Source organism: Acinetobacter sp. CIP 101966 (assembly GCF_000369725.1).
GTDB lineage: Bacteria > Pseudomonadota > Gammaproteobacteria > Pseudomonadales > Moraxellaceae > Acinetobacter > Acinetobacter lwoffii_Q.
In genome coordinates, this window is record NZ_KB850159.1 from 41,507 (window position 1) to 58,098 (window position 16,592).

Here is a 16,592-nt window from a genome sequence, read left to right on the forward strand (position 1 = left end):
TTTATGCTAAGGTTGAGCGCAAACTTTATCAGGAAGATCAATTCAAATGTGGATTGCGATTTCAGCACTTAATTTGGCATTTGCAGTTATGCTCGGTGCTTTTGGTGCACATGGTTTAAAAGCACGTGCAACTGAAGCACAGCTCGGCTGGTGGCAAACGGCAACGGATTATTTTTTCTATCATGCCTTAGGACTACTAATTCTTTCTTTACTGGCGAAAGTCATCCCTGCATTGCCCATTCAATGGAGCTTCGGTCTGATTCAGGTCGGCATTTTACTGTTTTCTGGCTCACTGTATATCATGGCCTTAGGATTATCCCGCGGTTTAGGGGTTATTACACCTATTGGCGGTGCTTTAATGATTGCCGGATGGTTAATTCTGGCCTGGAATGCTTTAAAATACGCCAGATAAGTCTGAACAACACTTAATCATGGAGGGTTGCTAGAATGATGATTTATATCAATGGCGAACAACAGGAAACTCACTGCAAGAATCTGCTGGAACTGATTCAGAGTATGGCGCTTGAGGGTAAGCGTTTTGCAGTTGAAGTCAATGAAATGATTATTCCTAAAAGCAGATTGGGCGATACGCCAATTTGCGATACAGACAAAATAGAAATTATTCACGCGGTCGGTGGCGGCTAATACTCGGGACAATTATGCAAGATTTATTACAGATTGGTTCACGCCAATTCCAGTCACGCCTTTTGGTAGGCACGGGCAAATACAAAGATTTAAATGAAACTCAGCAGGCCATTGAAACCAGTGGTGCAGAGATTGTCACTGTCGCTATTCGCCGTGTCAATATTGGCCAAGATCCTGACCAGCCGAACCTGCTGTCAGTCATTCCTCCGGAAAAATATACCATTTTGCCGAATACCGCAGGTTGCTTCGATGCCAATAGTGCCGTCCGCACCTGTATGCTGGCGCGTGAGTTGCTCGATGGCCACAATCTGGTCAAACTTGAAGTTTTGGGTGATGAAAAGACACTTTATCCAAACGTAACCGAAACACTGAAAGCTGCGCGCACCTTGATTGACGATGGCTTTGAGATCATGGTTTATACCTCGGATGATCCGATCGTGGCGCAAGAGCTGGAAAGCATGGGCTGTGTTGCGATTATGCCATTGGGTAGCCTGATTGGTTCTGGTCTGGGCATTCTGAATCCACATACCCTGTCAATCATCAAGGAAAATGCCAAAGTTCCTGTCCTAGTCGATGCCGGTGTCGGTACAGCAAGTGATGCCGCGATTGCGATGGAACTGGGTTGTGATGGTGTACTCATGAATACAGCGATTGCAGCTGCACAAAATCCGGTATTAATGGCATCTGCGATGAAAAAAGCCGTTGAAGCAGGCCGAGAAGCTTTTCTTGCAGGCCGTATGCCGCGCAAGCGTATGGCCAATGCCAGCTCACCGGAAACCGGCTATTTCTTTAAATAAATTTTCATGAACAAAAATAAAGGACTCAATTGAGTCCTTTATTTTTGTTTTTAGTTAAGGAATCAGACCTTCATCACGCATAGCAATCTGTACAGACTGACGTTCTGCCACTTTATTACGGATATGAATAATATTTTTATATGGACTCAAATCATGCTCAATCTGGTTCGACCAGTTGGTCAAGACAAATAGATAGGCATCCGCAGGCCCAAAGTTATCATCCACCAGATAATCATTGTCCGATTCACCGATAGCTTTATCGATATAACTCAATAGTCGATCAATCTCTGCATAGGCTTTTTTCTTTTCATCTTCGGATAACTTGCCACCGAAGAACACCGCATAGGCATCATGTAGTTCAGAGTTCAGATAACCTAACCATTCCAGCACTTTGGCACGTCCCATGCCCGATGGTGGAATCAGATCTTGTTTTGGATCGTGTTGAGCAAGAAACGGTAGAATTGCAACATTTTCTGTCAGGATCAGACCAGGGTTAATTTCTAACGCTGGTACATAGCCTTTAGGATTAACTTCGTAATAATCCGTACCTTTTTCTGTTTTATGTGTTTTTAAATCAACACGTTCCAAATCAAAATCGACATTAATTTCATTTAAAATAATATGTGCTGCCAGTGAGCAGGCACCTGGCGAATAGTAAAGCTTCATTTCTGATCCTTGTTATACACTTCTCAATGTTTTAAATCGCTTCTGACAAACTTTCAAGTGATCAAACCTGTAAATTGCAAAAAAGCGTAACTGTCATTTTGGGGCAGTTACTCATTCAATATTCAGGATATTCCGGGCTTTTGCAAGTCAATCTTGTGTAGATTTTTATCTCTATCTGTTTAACATACACAGGTTTTCAAAATATAGATGATATTTCGTGATTAGCCTGAAAAAAGAAGAATGGTTTTCTAATATCCGCACAGATGTATTGGCAGGCCTGGTGGTGGGACTGGCCCTGATTCCTGAATCAATTGCCTTCTCTGCTATTGCCGGTGTCGATCCGCAAGTCGGTTTATATGCCTCTTTCTGCATTGCGGTATCCATTGCCTTTTTTGGCGGTCGTCCTGCCATGATCTCGGCGGCTACAGGTGCAATGGCGCTTTTGATGATTACCTTGGTAAAAGAACATGGTCTGCAATATCTGCTGGCTGCCACAATTCTGACCGGTATCATTCAGGTCATTGCGGGGTATTTTAAAGTCGCTAAATTAATGCGTTTTGTATCGCAGGCGGTGGTATACGGATTTTTGAATGCCTTGGCGATCCTGATATTTGTGGCACAAATCCCGGAAATTAACCGGATGGATAGCACCGGTTATCTGTTTATTGCGATTGGTCTGACAATTATTTATCTGTTTCCTTATATCCCTAAAATCGGTAAAGCCATTCCCTCACCTTTGATCTGTATTATCGTACTTAGCGGTTTAGCTCTCTTCTTGGGTGCAGATATGCGTACCGTCAGTGATTTGGGGCAATTTCCAGATACCTTGCCGGTGTTCCTGCTTCCCGAGATTCCACTCAATCTGGAAACCTTGCAAATTATCCTGCCTTATTCCTTTACCTTGGCGACTGTCGGTTTGCTGGAAAGCATGATGACCACTACGGTCATTGATGAAGTGACCGGAACTGAAGGTGACCGTCATCAGGAATGTCGTGGTCAGGGTATGGCCAATATTGTCAGCGGCTTTATGGGCGGGATGGCCGGTTGTGCCATGATCGGCCAGTCAATTATCAATGTGTCTTCAGGGGCACGTACCCGTTTATCGACTCTGGTCGCTGGCGTGTTACTGCTGTGTCTCGTGGTTTTTTTGAAAGACTGGCTGGCTTATATCCCAATGGCAGCTCTGGTTGCGATCATGATTATGGTGGCATTTACCACCTTTCAATGGGGAGCAATCAAGCAATTCAGCAAACATCCGCTAGAATTTAATACCGTGATGATTGCCGTGATTATTGTCGTGCTTGCCACTCATAATCTGGCACTCGGTGTATTTGTGGGCGTATTGCTCTCTGCCCTGTTTTTTATTAATAAACTGGAAAGAACCGTACATGTCTATACGTATTTAAATGCAGCCAATTCACGTAGCTATGTTATTTCCGGACAGATTTTCTTTAGCAGTACAGAAAAATTCTATCAGTTCTTTGATTTTAAAGAGAAGCTTGAGTATGTCGAACTGGATCTAACCCACGCGCATATCTGGGACGTGACTTCGGTAAATATGCTGAATAACGTGATTCAGAAGTTTAAAGCCCAAGGTATAGATGTAAGGATAATCGGTTTAAATGAAGCCAGCAGTACACTGATTGACCGTTTTAGTAGCTGATGAACGGTGATTAATAAAAGAGCTTCAATTGGCTCTTTTATTTTATCTGGAAGATCTTGCCGATTTTTATGGAGAAATACCGAGAAAAGTTTGACTTGCTCGGCTCAGGACTTAAAATACCGCATTCTGAATTTTTAGATTTGCCAAAGTTATGTCGAACGATCAATTAGACCAGCAAGTCGTGGAGCTGGAAAACTTAAGCGAGCACCGTGAAATCGTGACGTTTATGCGCCGCTCAATGCCGCTAAACACCTCTCAACGTACTGCGCTTGAACAATATGGTCACTTAATTTTGGAATATCCAGTCGGTGATTTGCGTGAGCACTTTGAACATCCTGAACGTCCTTTGACTGTAGAAATCGGTTTTGGTATGGGCCGTTCACTGGTATTGATGGCCAAAGCCAATCCTGAGCGAAACTTTGTCGGGATTGAGGTCCATGTACCTGGAATTGCGCAGTGCGTGTATGAAGCAGGTGTTGAAGGCCTAACGAACTTACGTGTGCTGGATGCTGATGCAATTCAGGTATTACGTGAAATGCCAGACAATAGTATCAATACTGTGCAATTGTATTTCCCGGATCCATGGCAGAAAAAACGTCATTTTAAACGCCGCTTTGTTTCGCATGACCGTATGCCGCTGGTGGAGCAAAAGCTGGAGCTTGGCGGAACTTTCCATGCTGCAACGGACTGGGAACCGTATGCGGAATGGATGATAGAAGTATTGGAAGAACGTCCACGTCTGGAAAATCTGGCGGGCAAAGGCAATAGCTATCCTCGTCCGGAATGGCGTCCACAAACCAAGTTTGAACGTCGCGGGATTGAAGCAGGTCACAAGATTAATGATTTTATCTTTAAGAAAATTTCTTAATCTAAGACTCAAAAAAAGCGCTGATTATTCAGCGCTTTTTTATGGGAAAAATTTGGCTTTGAACCCTGCTTCGTAGATAAATTATCAGCTTCTTCATTTCTGATGACGCGTGAGAATCTGCTGGCTCAACAACTGATAGACATTTTGTAAATCTTCTCGCTGCATATTGGCTAACATCTGCTGATGCATATTCAAGATATTCTGATCACCACGCATCGCTGGGCCGGTCTGCATTTGTTTGGGATCATTCTGAGTGGCTTTATTGGCAGTTTCCAGCATTAAGGGATACAACAAACTGAAATCGACCTGTTGTACATCAACCACCTGCTTGGCCATGTCATAACAGTAATTGGCAAAATTACAGGCAAATACCGCTGCAAGATGCAAACTGAGACGTTGACTGGAACTATAAATATAAACACGATTGCTTAGGCTATTTGCCAGTTCTAATAACAGGATTTCGTCCTGTTCATTCACCGCTTCAATCAACAGTGGCGTCTGCTGCCAATCAATCTGGCGTTCCAGACTAAAGGTCTGTAAAGGATAAAATACGCCTGCACGCGCATGCACATTTTTCAGTAAATTGAGATGGGTGCTGCCAGAGGTATGTACGATCAGATTCTGCTGTAGATACGGATGAATCTGTTCAATGACGTTGGCAATCGACTGATCACTGACCGCGATAATGACCAGATCCACCTCATGATCCAGCTGTTGAGGCTGAGCGATGGCCTGAGCGTTGAATTGCTCAGCCAGTTGCTGTGATTTTTCTAGGGTTCGACTGTAGATCTGTACGATCTCATGGTGTGCTGAAAATACACGGGCAAGATGATATGCCACTCGCCCTGCCCCAATCATACTGATCCGCATCTTGTGCTTTTCCTGACTCATTGCGCACAGAATGCCAATAAATAAAGATTGAGGCAATTCGTCCTGATGTTTTTGAGCCGGTTTTAAAATTTCCGCAAGGTCAGAATCTGTTCGCTTCGACCAAAAGGCCCTTGAACATCATGCAGAATCCCGCTAGTCAGACCGATACCATCTTCACCATATTGCTGCACCACTTCCAGTCCCAGCCATTTACCCTGTGGCAGGCGGTGCATATGAATCTGCAGGTCCAGATTCGGAAATCCCCAACCGGAATTCGGGTCCTGACGTGGCACAATGCCATTGGCCGTATCGACCATACCGAGCAAACGACTAAAGTCTGTCGTCGGTTGACCTTCTACCATGTCCAGCGAATTTCTTAGCCAGACAATGCCCTTGCCTGCACGATGGTCAGCATGTGCCCGGGTTTCAATACTCTGGATATAACCGCCCGGCCAGCAGCGCATACCCTCCCAAACCGGTAAATATTCTGGACTTTCGATCGGAAAATCTTCCACTCCAGCAATGGCCGTGGTATTTGAAGTTAGCATTCTCCACGCGCGTGCCACGATACAGGTTTTACCATTGGCACACATTTCAGCTTCAACCAGTTCAATGGTTTTACCCGGACGGATCATGCGTGTGGTAATCGAAAATTCACCAAAGGCTATCAGGCCAAAAATATCCAGCCCGACCCGACCAATACGCATGTCAGCACGTGGCTGAAACTGTTCCAGTTCGACGCATAGAATACCGGTGGCTGGCGCCATGTGCTGCTCATGCGGATTCCACGCACCTTGTGCATGAATATTAGAACGGTAATAAGCCGTAGTACTGCCATCTGCATGCTGTTCGCGCTGAATAAAACTGTAATATGCCGACATTGTTTTAATACTTCCCTGAATATTCTCTTAAACTTTAGAATTTGCAAAAAGTTCTTTGATCTTTATTTTCTGAGCAAAAAGCCATGATAATTCATGATTTGACAATAAATTTTGCACTGTTTAAATCCGACTTTGGTTAAAAGTGCTGTAAAATTTTGCGCAGATAACAAGTGAAAATCCTGCTCCAAGCGTTCAATCATCTTGCTACTTTGCACCATGCTTAACCCTGTCTGCTGTGCCAGCTTCTGCATAATTTTGATGTCTTGCTGATCTTCGGGTTGCATCAGGTCATAGGTCAATGCAAGACCGTTGGTTTTAAGACACTGCTGGATAGCCTGAAAAAATCCGTTTTTTTCGGAATTTGGAATGAAATGAGCCACCAGAATGGCCAATGCGGCATCGAAAGTATCCGGCTGATTCAAATCTTGAATCGTGCTTTGGATGAATTGCACCCTTTGTCGATCTATAGAATTCAGATTTTTACTAGCCTGTTTCAGCATGGCTGCTGATGGATCAATTGCAGTAAAGGTCCAGTCTGGATGTTGCTCTAATAAATACGACAATTCATAACCTGTTCCGCAACCCACTATTAATATATGTGCGGTTTCTGGGAGTTCAGTGCTGAGAATTGCTTCAATCTGCTGATGCACCAGTTCATAACCGGGAATCAGTTTACGGATATGATCGTCATAACTGGCGACCACGACTTCACTGTGAAAGTTTTTTGCCATATTTTACTCTGATTTTAGATGTTCAGTACATTCATGTATTTCTATTACCAGACCGTCGTGATCAGTAAATTCATTTACAGACATTTTAGAATCTTGCTAAATGTACAACCTCAAACTGCTAGATATATTGAACGTCCATTGCGCAGGTTTCTCGTTACTTTGACGGGGCAAAGTAACCAAACCCTTTTGTTTCACTGATATGGCATCCCTGCCATACAGTGAAACGGCGACATCCATGTCGCCGGGCTCTCTGATGAGTTGCTATTAATTGTTAGCTTTAGGATTAGTTCTAACGTAAAAAATAAAGTTTAAGCAATCTCTTTCAAGTTCAGCTCTTCACGCATAAATTCACGCAATTTGAACTTCTGCGCCTTCCCTGAAGCCGTCATTGGAAATTCCTGGAAGAAACGCACATAGCGCGGCACTTTATTGTGAGAAATATGCTCCTTACAATACTGACGGATGGTTTCTTCAGTACAAGGATCATTTTCATGCAGGATGATGCAGGCACAAAGTTCCTCACCATATTTATGGTCTGGCACCCCAATCACCTGTACATCTGAAACAGCCGGATGGGTATAAAGGAAATCTTCAATTTCTTTCGGGAACAGGTTTTCCCCTCCACGAATCACCACGTCCTTGATTCGGCCCTTGATTTTGACAAAGCCTTCATCATCCATTTCAGCGATATCACCGGTATGCATCCAGCGCGCCGCATCAATCACTTCCTGGGTTTTATCCTGATCTTCCCAATAACCGAGCATCACTGAATAACCACGTACACACAGCTCACCCAATTGGCCGCGTGGAACCACCTTGCCATTTTCATCGACAATTTTAACTTCCAGATGCGGATGTACCCGGCCAACCGTACTGACACGTTGCTCGACACTGTCTGCCGTTGAGCTTTGTGCACTGACGGGTGCGGTTTCAGTCATGCCATAACAAATCGTGATTTCAGACATATGCATCCGTTCAATCACGCGCTGCATAATTTCCTGCGGACATGGACTACCCGCCATAATCCCGGTACGCAGACTGGACAGATCAAACTCGTCAAACTGTTCATGTTCCAGCACCGCAATAAACATAGTCGGCACACCATAAGCCGCGGTACATCTTTCCTGCTGAATGGCTTTTAAGGTTTCTAATGGATTAAACACGGCAGACGGATAAATCATGGCGGAACCATGCGTAATACAGGCCAGATTGCCCATGACCATACCAAAGCAGTGAAATAAAGGCACTGAAATACAGACACGGTCTTCTGGCCCTAAATGAATCGCTTCACCGACAAAGTACCCATTATTTAAAATATTATTATGGGTCAGCATGGTACCTTTCGGATTACCTGTAGTGCCCGAGGTAAACTGGATATTAATCGTTTCATCGAACTGCAATTCACTGGAGATCTGTTGCAGTTGGTCCAGCTCTTGGGCACTTGGCGAGCTTAGTAAATCCTGAAAACGGTGGATGCCGGTATGCTGCTGATCATCAATTTTAATCACATGTTTTAAATGCGGCAGGCGCTCTGCATTGAGGAATTTACTTTCAGCCTGCATCAGCTCAGGTGCAATTTTAGTCAGAATTTCCTGATAGTCCGTCGTCTTAAACTGCGCTGCAATCACCAGTCCCTTACAGGAGACCTTGTTTAGCACATATTCAAGCTCATTGCTTTTATAGGCCGGATTTAAATTCACCAGAATAATGCCTGCCTTGAAGGCCGCAAATTGGGTAATGGTCCATTCCACACAGTTCGGCGACCAGATCGCCAGACGGTCACCTTTTTGCATACCCAGTTTCAGCAGCTGACAGGCAAAGGCATTGACCTGATCCTGTAGCTGCCGGTAACTGAGGCGTATGTCCTGATGCAGACTCACCACTGCATCACGTTCTGCATACTGCTCGCAAGCCTGATCAAATTTTTCACCAATCGTCATGCCCAATAAAGGCTGACTGCTGGTTCCATAGGCATAGCTTAACCGTACTTGTGTCATTGAATCGATCTCCTTGATTCTTTGTAATTCTGATTTTCAACTTTACTAATTGTTTTATGACCACGACGACCTTGTCTGTGTACCGGTTTTTTGTGCGTTTATGCTTGTAAATTTTCCTCCTGTCCACGTACTGCGTTAACACAAAAATCGGCAATCTGTTTGACAAAGTGATCCTTATACTTCTGATCAAACATGACATTTCGGGACGGATTTAAAGGTTCAATCACGACAAAGGTCATGGCACCAACCACACCTAATGCTGCCGTATTCAAATCTTCAAATTCGAATTCTCCATTGACCTTTCCTTCGGCCAGAATTTCCTTAATGCTCTGCTTAAGCAGCTGCTTACTGCGAAAACGCTCATGTTCCATTTCCGGATCAACCGGTTCGAACATCAGTGAATACGCCAATTGGGGGCTATTCATGGCACGCTTGACAAAAGTTGTAACAGATTTTTGCAATTTCAGTTTTGGCGATAAATCTGACTCGGCAATATGGTTCAGAATTCCGACTTCATGCTGAATCGCGGCCGACAAAACCTCAATTAAAATCTGGCTTTTGCTTTCGAAATATCGATAGACCAGCCCTGTAGAAACGCCTGCGCGTTCTGCAATCGCCTGAATCGATGCCTCCTTCAAGCCCCCTTGAATAATCAGTTCACGAGCAGATTCCAAAATCGACAGGCGATTTTGTTCCATTCGTTCCTGCATCAATGATGATCTTTTATAACTCATAAAATTAATCTCAACAAGATAAAATGAATTGTAAATCATTTTGTGAATATAGATTCACTTTTTTATTTTTTCGTTGTATGTTAAAACCACAAGCACAACAAAAATGCTTTTTTGGATACAACAAATAGAACCATAGGATGGATGAAGAATGAATTTACAAAGCTTGGATTTCGGTTTGGATGAAACTCTAATAGCGCTTCGTGATTCAGTGGCCGCATTTTGCGCCAAAGAAATTACCCCGATTGCTCAACAGGTTGACCGTGACAACGAGTTCCCTGCTCACCTTTGGAAAAAGTTTGGCGAGATGGGCCTGCTTGGTCTGACAGTCAGTGAGGAATATGGCGGTTCAAATTTTGGTTATCTGGCGCACATTATTGCCATGCAGGAAATTTCCCGTGCTTCTGCATCCATTGGGCTGTCCTATGGCGCACATTCTAACCTATGCGTAAACCAAATTAAGCGTAATGGTACGGAAGAACAGAAACAGCGCTACCTGCCTAAATTGATTTCAGGTGAATATGTCGGTGCCTTGGCGATGTCTGAACCGAATGCCGGCTCGGATGTGGTCAGCATGAAACTGAAAGCTGAAGACAAAGGCGATCATTATCTCCTGAATGGTTCAAAAATGTGGATCACCAATGGTGGCGATGCCGATGTCCTGGTGGTCTATGCCAAAACCGATTTGCAAGCCGGTGCCAAAGGCATGACTGCGTTTCTGGTTGAGAAAAATATGCCAGGTTTTAGCCACGGCACCCATTTGGACAAACTCGGCATGCGTGGTTCAAACACTTATCCGCTGTTTTTTGACAATGTTGAAGTTCCGAAAGAAAACGTCATGGGCGGCGTCGGTAATGGCACCAAGGTCTTGATGAGTGGTCTGGACTATGAACGTGCTGTATTGAGCGCTGGCCCACTGGGGATTATGGATGCCTGTATGGATACAGTGATTCCATATATTCATGACCGTAAACAGTTTGGTCAGGCGCTAGGTGAATTCCAGTTGATGCAGGGCAAAATTGCCGACATGTATTCGACTTGGCTGGCATGTAAGGCACTGGTTTATGCGGTCGGTGCTGAATGTGACAAAGCGGAACATAGCCGTAGTCTGCGTAAAGATGCTGCCAGTGCCATTTTATATGCTGCTGAAAAAGCCACCTGGATGGCAGGCGAAACCATTCAGACTTTAGGTGGTAACGGTTATATCAACGAGTTTGCTACAGGCCGTTTATGGCGCGATGCCAAACTATATGAAATTGGCGCCGGTACTTCAGAAATCCGCCGCATGCTGATTGGCCGTGAACTTTTCAACGAAACAGCCTAAATCTTAACACTTAGAATAAAACAAGGATGTTCGTCATGAATCAGTTATCGAGCAAAATCAATATACGTAGTGAAGAGTTTAAAACCAACCAGACTGCCATGCTGCAACTGGTGGATGACCTGAAACAGAAAGTTGAAAAGATTGCCCTCGGTGGCGGCGAAACTGCCCGCCAAAAACATTTAGATCGCGGCAAGCTGTTACCACGTGAACGGATTAATCACCTGATTGATCCAGGAACCGCTTTTCTGGAAATTGGTCAGCTGGCTGCCTATCAGGTGTATCAGGATGATGTTCCTGCCGCAGGTGTAGTCGCTGGTGTTGGTCAGGTCAACGGTGTGACCTGCATGATCATCGCCAATGATGCTACGGTGAAAGGCGGTACTTATTATCCATTGACAGTGAAAAAGCATTTACGTGCCCAGGAAATTGCCGAACAGAACCATCTGACCTGTATCTATCTGGTGGATTCAGGCGGTGCATATTTGCCTTTACAGGATGAAGTATTTCCAGACCGCGATCACTTCGGCCGTATTTTCTACAATCAGGCACGTATGTCGAGCCAAGGTATCGCTCAGATTGCAGTGGTGATGGGTAGCTGTACTGCCGGTGGTGCTTATGTTCCTGCCATGTCAGATGAAACCATTATTGTCCGCAATCAGGGCACGATCTTCCTCGGCGGCCCTCCTCTGGTTAAGGCAGCTACTGGTGAAGTGGTGTCTAGTGAGGATCTCGGTGGTGGTGATGTGCATACCCGTTTGTCTGGCGTGGCTGATCATCTGGCTGAAAACGATGAACATGCGATTGCGATTGCCCGCAACATCGTGGCCAACCTGAACAAAAAGCCAAACAAGACCGCAGATGAAATCGAAGCGCCGCTATTTGACAGTTCGGAACTGTACGGCATTGTGCCGAGTGACGCGCGTAAGCCTTTTGATATCCGTGAAGTGATAGCCCGTATTGTCGATGGCTCACGTTTTGACGAGTTCAAGGCACGTTTCGGCACTACCCTGGTGACCGGTTTTGCCAAGCTCTATGGCATGCCGGTCGGGATTATTGCCAATAATGGCATTCTATTTTCCGAGTCTGCCCAAAAAGGCGCACATTTTATTGAACTGTGTACCCAGCGCAATATTCCGCTGATTTTCCTGCAAAATATTACCGGCTTTATGGTCGGCCGCCAGTATGAAAATGAAGGCATTGCCAAAAATGGTGCTAAGCTGGTGATGGCCGTCGCCAATGCCAATGTACCGAAACTGACTCTAGTGATTGGCGGTTCTTTTGGTGCAGGCAACTATGGTATGTGTGGACGCGCTTACTCGCCACGCTTTATGTGGACCTGGCCAAACTCGCGTATTTCAGTGATGGGCGGTGAACAGGCCTCCAGCGTCTTGTCGACCTTAAAACGTGACCAGATTGAGCAAAAAGGCGGAACTTGGTCAGCTGAAGAAGAAGACCAGTTTAAACAGCCGATTCGTGACCAGTACGAACGCCAAGGCCATCCTTATTATGCGTCTTCGCGTTTATGGGATGATGGTGTGATTGATCCAGCGCAATCGCGTGAAGTACTAGCCTTGAGTCTGGCTGCAGCCCTGAATGCGCCCATCCAGCCAACCAAATTCGGCGTGTTCCGCATGTAAGAGGTGACAAAATGACATATCAATTTTTACAGCTCGAACAGCAGAATCAGGTGGCAACGGTTTGGATTAACCGTGCTGAACTGCACAATGCCTTTAATACTCAAGTCATTGAAGAACTGCATGCTTGCTTCCAGTCTTTAAATAACCGTGATGATGTACGCGTGGTGATTCTGGCGGGTCGTGGCAAAAGCTTCTCGGCCGGTGCTGACCTAAACTGGATGAAACAGGCCGGTCAGGCATCACAGGCAGACAATGAGGCGGATGCGCTCAAACTGGCGAAAATGCTGCAAAGTCTGGCAACCTTGAAACAGCCGACCATTGCCCGGGTACATGGTATTGCGTTTGGTGGCGGCATGGGTCTGGCTTCGGCCTGTGATATTTGCGTGGCCAGTACCGATGCCAAGTTTGCGACGTCGGAAGTACGTTTAGGTCTGGCACCTTCGACCATCAGCCCGTATGTAATTCGTGCAATTGGTACACGTCAAGCTTCACGTTATTTCCTGACTGCCGAGCGGATTACTGCTGAACAGGCCAAAAGCATTGGTCTTGCGCATGAAGTCACTCTACCAGAACAGCTCGACAGCAAAATTGATGAAATTGTGGAAGCACTTTTACTGGGTGGTCCTGCCGCACAGAGCGCATCGAAACAGTTGATTCAACTGGTTGACCAACAGGTATTGACCGAAGATTTACTGCTTAAAACAGCACAGCATATTGCCCATATTCGCCAGGGAGATGAGGCGAAAAATGGACTGAATGCATTTTTGAACAAACAAAGCCCGGCTTGGATCAAGACCACGGCATAACAACGAGAAGGATCCTACAATGTTTGAGAAGATTTTAATTGCCAACCGTGGTGAAATTGCCTGCCGTGTGATTCGTACAGCGAAGAAATTAGGAATTGCCACCGTTGCCGTCTATTCCGATGCTGATGCGCAGGCACAACATGTGAAACTGGCCGATGAAGCGATCTATATTGGTGAATCGCCAGCAGCACAAAGTTATTTGCAAATTGATCGCATTATTCAGGCAGCCAAAAACACTGGTGCCCAGGCGATTCACCCCGGTTATGGTTTCCTGTCCGAAAATGACCAGTTTGCCTTGGCCTGTCAGGACAACAATATTGTCTTTATTGGCCCGCCAGTCGATGCCATTCTGGCAATGGGTCTAAAGGCCACCTCTAAAGCGCTGATGGAAAAAGCCGGTGTGCCTCTAACCCCCGGCTATCATGGGACCAATCAGGATGCCGACTTCCTGAAACAGCAGGCAGACAATATTGGCTATCCGGTACTGATCAAGGCCAGTGCCGGCGGTGGCGGTAAAGGCATGCGTCTGGTGGAACGCAGCGAAGATTTTCTTAGTTCGCTTGCTTCATGTAAGAGTGAAGCACGTTCAAGTTTTGGCAATGACGATGTGCTGATTGAACGCTATGTGATTCAGCCACGTCATATTGAAGTGCAGGTATTTGGTGATACCCACAGCAATTATGTACATCTGTTCGAACGTGATTGCTCGGTACAGCGCCGTCACCAGAAAGTGCTGGAAGAAGCGCCTGCACCAAAAATGCCGGAAGACAAACTGGAGGCAATGCGTCAGGCGGCAATCGATGCTGCGCGTGCAGTGAACTATGTCGGTGCCGGTACAGTCGAGTTTATCGTGGAGCAAGACGGCACAGCTTACTTCATGGAAATGAATACCCGTCTTCAGGTTGAACATCCTGTCACTGAAATGATTACCGGACAGGATCTGGTGGAATGGCAACTGCGCGTGGCCTTTGGTGAACCTTTACCGAAGCAGCAGCATGAATTGCAGATTCATGGACATGCACTCGAAGCCCGTGTTTATGCCGAAGAACCGGAAAAAGGCTTTATTCCTGCGATTGGTCAGATCAGCTACCTGCATTATCCGGAGCAAAATGACCATGTCCGCGTTGATAGTGGCATTGTCGAAGGCGATGAAATCAGCACCTATTATGATCCGATGATTGCCAAACTGATTGTCTGGGGCAAAAACCGTGAAGCAGCCCTAACCCAGATGCACCATGCACTGGGTCAGTTCCATGTGGATGGTCTGGGTAACAATATTGCTTTTCTAGATCGCCTGGTGCTGTGTGACTCGTTTAAAAATGCACATTTAGATACTGGCCTGATTCAGCGTGAAGAGGAATTCCTGCTCAAACCTTCTGCGGATATCAGTGCCGAACTGGTGGTCAGTGCCGCACTGATTGAACTCCTGGCACGTCAAGCACAGAATCCCGTTCCAAGCAATCCGGTGTGGCAGCAGCAAGCATTCTGGCGTCTGAATCAGCAAAATAGCCATACAGTGCAATTACAACGCAATGGCATTAACCTGAAAATTCAGTTCAAGGCCCAAGATCAAGGTTTTGTCACCAGCTATAACGGTCAGCAAATTCAAATTCAGGGTCAGCTTATTGATGCACATACTTTAGCGCTGCAACTGGCAGGCAAACAGCAAAAACTGGCTTTTAGCCAGACTGAGCAAGGCATTACCCTGTTCCAGAATGGTCAAAGCTATAAGTTTAATTACCTGAAGTCTGATTTTAATAATCAGGATGAACAAGGCACGGAAAATAATCTGATCGCGCCAATGCCAGGTGTCATTACCCAGGTGCTCGTGGCAGCCAATGACAAAGTCAAAAAAGATGATGTGCTGATGACGCTGGAAGCCATGAAGATCGAATACTCGATTCGCGCACCGCATGACGGCATCATCGCAAGCTCATATTTCCAGAAGGGTGATCAGGTTAAAGCCGGTGATGAACTGGTCGAGTTCCAGCCGCTGGCGGAGGAAGTGGCATGACGAATTTTGTCAAAATCGTAGAAGTCGGGCCACGCGATGGCCTGCAAAATGAAAAAACACCTTTGACATTGGATGACCGGAAAAACCTGATTTTGGACCTGATGAAAACCGGTCTACAGTCCATCGAAGTCGGCTCCTGCGTTTCAGCCAAATGGGTACCGCAAATGGCAGACAGTGATGTGCTCTTTGCCAGCCTACCTCAAGATCCAAATATTCAGTTCAGTCTGCTGACCCCAAATCTGAAAGGTTTTGAATCGGCACTGGCTGTGGGTTGCAAGGAAGTGGCAGTATTTACCGCTGCTTCTGAAAGCTTTACCCGCAAAAACATCAACTGCTCGATTGATGAAAGTTTTGAGAAGTTTGCCGATGTGATGTCAGCCGCCAAAGCCAATGACATCAAGGTACGCGGTTATGTCTCCTGTATGGTGGACTGTCCTTATGAAGGTGCGATTGATCCCAAGCAGGTGGTGAAAGTCACGCAGCGTTTGCTGGAGATGGGCTGCTATGAAGTGTCGTTGGGTGAAACCATTGGCACGGCCACCCCAGACCGGGTTAAATACGTCTGGGAAGCTTGTTTGGCTGAACTTGATGCCAAAGTGCTGGCCGGTCATTTCCATAATACCTACGGCATGGCGATTGCCAATATTTATCAGTCACTGTTGCAAGGCATTCGGGTCTTTGACTCCTCCATTGCTGGACTGGGTGGCTGTCCTTATGCCCAAGGTGCATCTGGCAATGTCTCGACCGAAGACCTGTATTACCTGCTCTCGAATATGGGCTTTGAAACCGGTATTCAGCTGGATGCACTGATGCAGGCCAGTCGTAATATCAGTGAAGTCTTGCAGCGCAATAATCCATCCAATTATGCCAATGCCTACTGGCAAAAAGCCTGTGCTTAACAATAATCATGCTTGAGCAAAATAAACTTAAGCAACCCATAAGGATATAAACAGCAGATTTAA

At 45.7% G+C, this 16,592-nt stretch carries 16 protein-coding genes; 10 read left to right on the forward strand and 6 right to left on the reverse strand.

All coding sequences use genetic code 11. The features are described from left to right. Nucleotides 1-46 precede the first annotated feature (46 nt). The 3 genes from F891_RS03015 to F891_RS03025 are packed head-to-tail and all read left to right on the forward strand — an operon-like array spanning nt 47 to nt 1,442. On the forward strand, nt 47-412 hold the full coding sequence (locus F891_RS03015; protein ID WP_005104488.1) for a DUF423 domain-containing protein: 366 nt from the start codon (nt 47-49) through the stop codon (nt 410-412). Between the two features lie 35 nt (nt 413-447). Next, nucleotides 448-645: a sulfur carrier protein ThiS gene (thiS, locus tag F891_RS03020; RefSeq protein WP_004280105.1), complete on the forward strand. Its 198-nt coding sequence runs from the start codon at nt 448-450 to the stop codon at nt 643-645. A 14-nt stretch (nt 646-659) separates the two neighbouring features. After that, nucleotides 660-1,442, forward strand: coding sequence for a thiazole synthase (locus tag F891_RS03025; RefSeq protein WP_004646601.1), 783 nt, complete (start codon nt 660-662; stop codon nt 1,440-1,442). Between the two features lie 54 nt (nt 1,443-1,496). On the opposite strand, the gene F891_RS03030 is transcribed toward F891_RS03025, so the two are convergent. Next, nucleotides 1,497-2,108, reverse strand: a complete 612-nt coding sequence (locus tag F891_RS03030; RefSeq protein ID WP_004280108.1) for a glutathione binding-like protein — start codon at nt 2,106-2,108, stop codon at nt 1,497-1,499. A 217-nt stretch (nt 2,109-2,325) separates the two neighbouring features. Here F891_RS03030 and F891_RS03035 point away from each other — a divergent pair, with 217 nt between their 5' ends. Together F891_RS03035 and trmB are read left to right on the forward strand one after the other, a co-directional pair. Further along, on the forward strand, nt 2,326-3,771 hold the full coding sequence (locus F891_RS03035; RefSeq protein ID WP_005262056.1) for a SulP family inorganic anion transporter: 1,446 nt from the start codon (nt 2,326-2,328) through the stop codon (nt 3,769-3,771). A 151-nt stretch (nt 3,772-3,922) separates the two neighbouring features. After that, nucleotides 3,923-4,639, forward strand: coding sequence for a tRNA (guanosine(46)-N7)-methyltransferase TrmB (gene trmB / locus F891_RS03040; RefSeq protein ID WP_005104490.1), 717 nt, complete (start codon nt 3,923-3,925; stop codon nt 4,637-4,639). A 93-nt stretch (nt 4,640-4,732) separates the two neighbouring features. Here the strand turns inward: trmB and F891_RS03045 are convergent, their stop codons facing one another. The 5 genes from F891_RS03045 to F891_RS03065 form a co-directional block, all read right to left on the reverse strand. Further along, nucleotides 4,733-5,509: a Rossmann-like and DUF2520 domain-containing protein gene (locus F891_RS03045; RefSeq protein WP_005104492.1), complete on the reverse strand. Its 777-nt coding sequence runs from the start codon at nt 5,507-5,509 to the stop codon at nt 4,733-4,735. Nucleotides 5,510-5,592: 83 nt separating this feature from the next. Next, nucleotides 5,593-6,390 (reverse strand): thioesterase family protein, encoded by a 798-nt coding sequence (locus tag F891_RS03050; protein WP_005104493.1) that lies wholly within the window; start codon nt 6,388-6,390, stop codon nt 5,593-5,595. A 62-nt stretch (nt 6,391-6,452) separates the two neighbouring features. Beyond that, nucleotides 6,453-7,121 (reverse strand): class I SAM-dependent methyltransferase, encoded by a 669-nt coding sequence (locus tag F891_RS03055; RefSeq protein WP_005104495.1) that lies wholly within the window; start codon nt 7,119-7,121, stop codon nt 6,453-6,455. Between the two features lie 308 nt (nt 7,122-7,429). After that, nucleotides 7,430-9,118: an AMP-binding protein gene (locus tag F891_RS03060; protein ID WP_005104496.1), complete on the reverse strand. Its 1,689-nt coding sequence runs from the start codon at nt 9,116-9,118 to the stop codon at nt 7,430-7,432. A gap of 98 nt (nt 9,119-9,216) precedes the next feature. Next, complete coding sequence (locus tag F891_RS03065; protein WP_005251442.1) at nt 9,217-9,852, reverse strand: TetR/AcrR family transcriptional regulator; 636 nt, start codon at nt 9,850-9,852, stop codon at nt 9,217-9,219. Nucleotides 9,853-10,000: 148 nt separating this feature from the next. Between F891_RS03065 and F891_RS03070 the strand changes: the two genes are divergently transcribed. The 5 genes from F891_RS03070 to F891_RS03090 are packed head-to-tail and all read left to right on the forward strand — an operon-like array spanning nt 10,001 to nt 16,529. Then, nucleotides 10,001-11,173, forward strand: coding sequence for an isovaleryl-CoA dehydrogenase (locus tag F891_RS03070; protein WP_005262059.1), 1,173 nt, complete (start codon nt 10,001-10,003; stop codon nt 11,171-11,173). A 35-nt stretch (nt 11,174-11,208) separates the two neighbouring features. Continuing rightward, entirely contained in the window at nt 11,209-12,810 is a 1,602-nt protein-coding gene (locus F891_RS03075; RefSeq protein ID WP_005262061.1) for a carboxyl transferase domain-containing protein, read from the forward strand. A gap of 11 nt (nt 12,811-12,821) precedes the next feature. Beyond that, nucleotides 12,822-13,616, forward strand: a complete 795-nt coding sequence (locus F891_RS03080) for an enoyl-CoA hydratase/isomerase family protein (RefSeq protein ID WP_005262062.1) — start codon at nt 12,822-12,824, stop codon at nt 13,614-13,616. A 19-nt stretch (nt 13,617-13,635) separates the two neighbouring features. Further along, complete coding sequence (locus F891_RS03085; RefSeq protein ID WP_005262065.1) at nt 13,636-15,630, forward strand: acetyl/propionyl/methylcrotonyl-CoA carboxylase subunit alpha; 1,995 nt, start codon at nt 13,636-13,638, stop codon at nt 15,628-15,630. Next, nucleotides 15,627-16,529 (forward strand): hydroxymethylglutaryl-CoA lyase, encoded by a 903-nt coding sequence (locus F891_RS03090; protein WP_005262066.1) that lies wholly within the window; start codon nt 15,627-15,629, stop codon nt 16,527-16,529. The genes F891_RS03085 and F891_RS03090 overlap by 4 nt, the downstream gene beginning before the upstream one ends. The last annotated feature ends 63 nt before the right edge of the window (nt 16,530-16,592 follow it).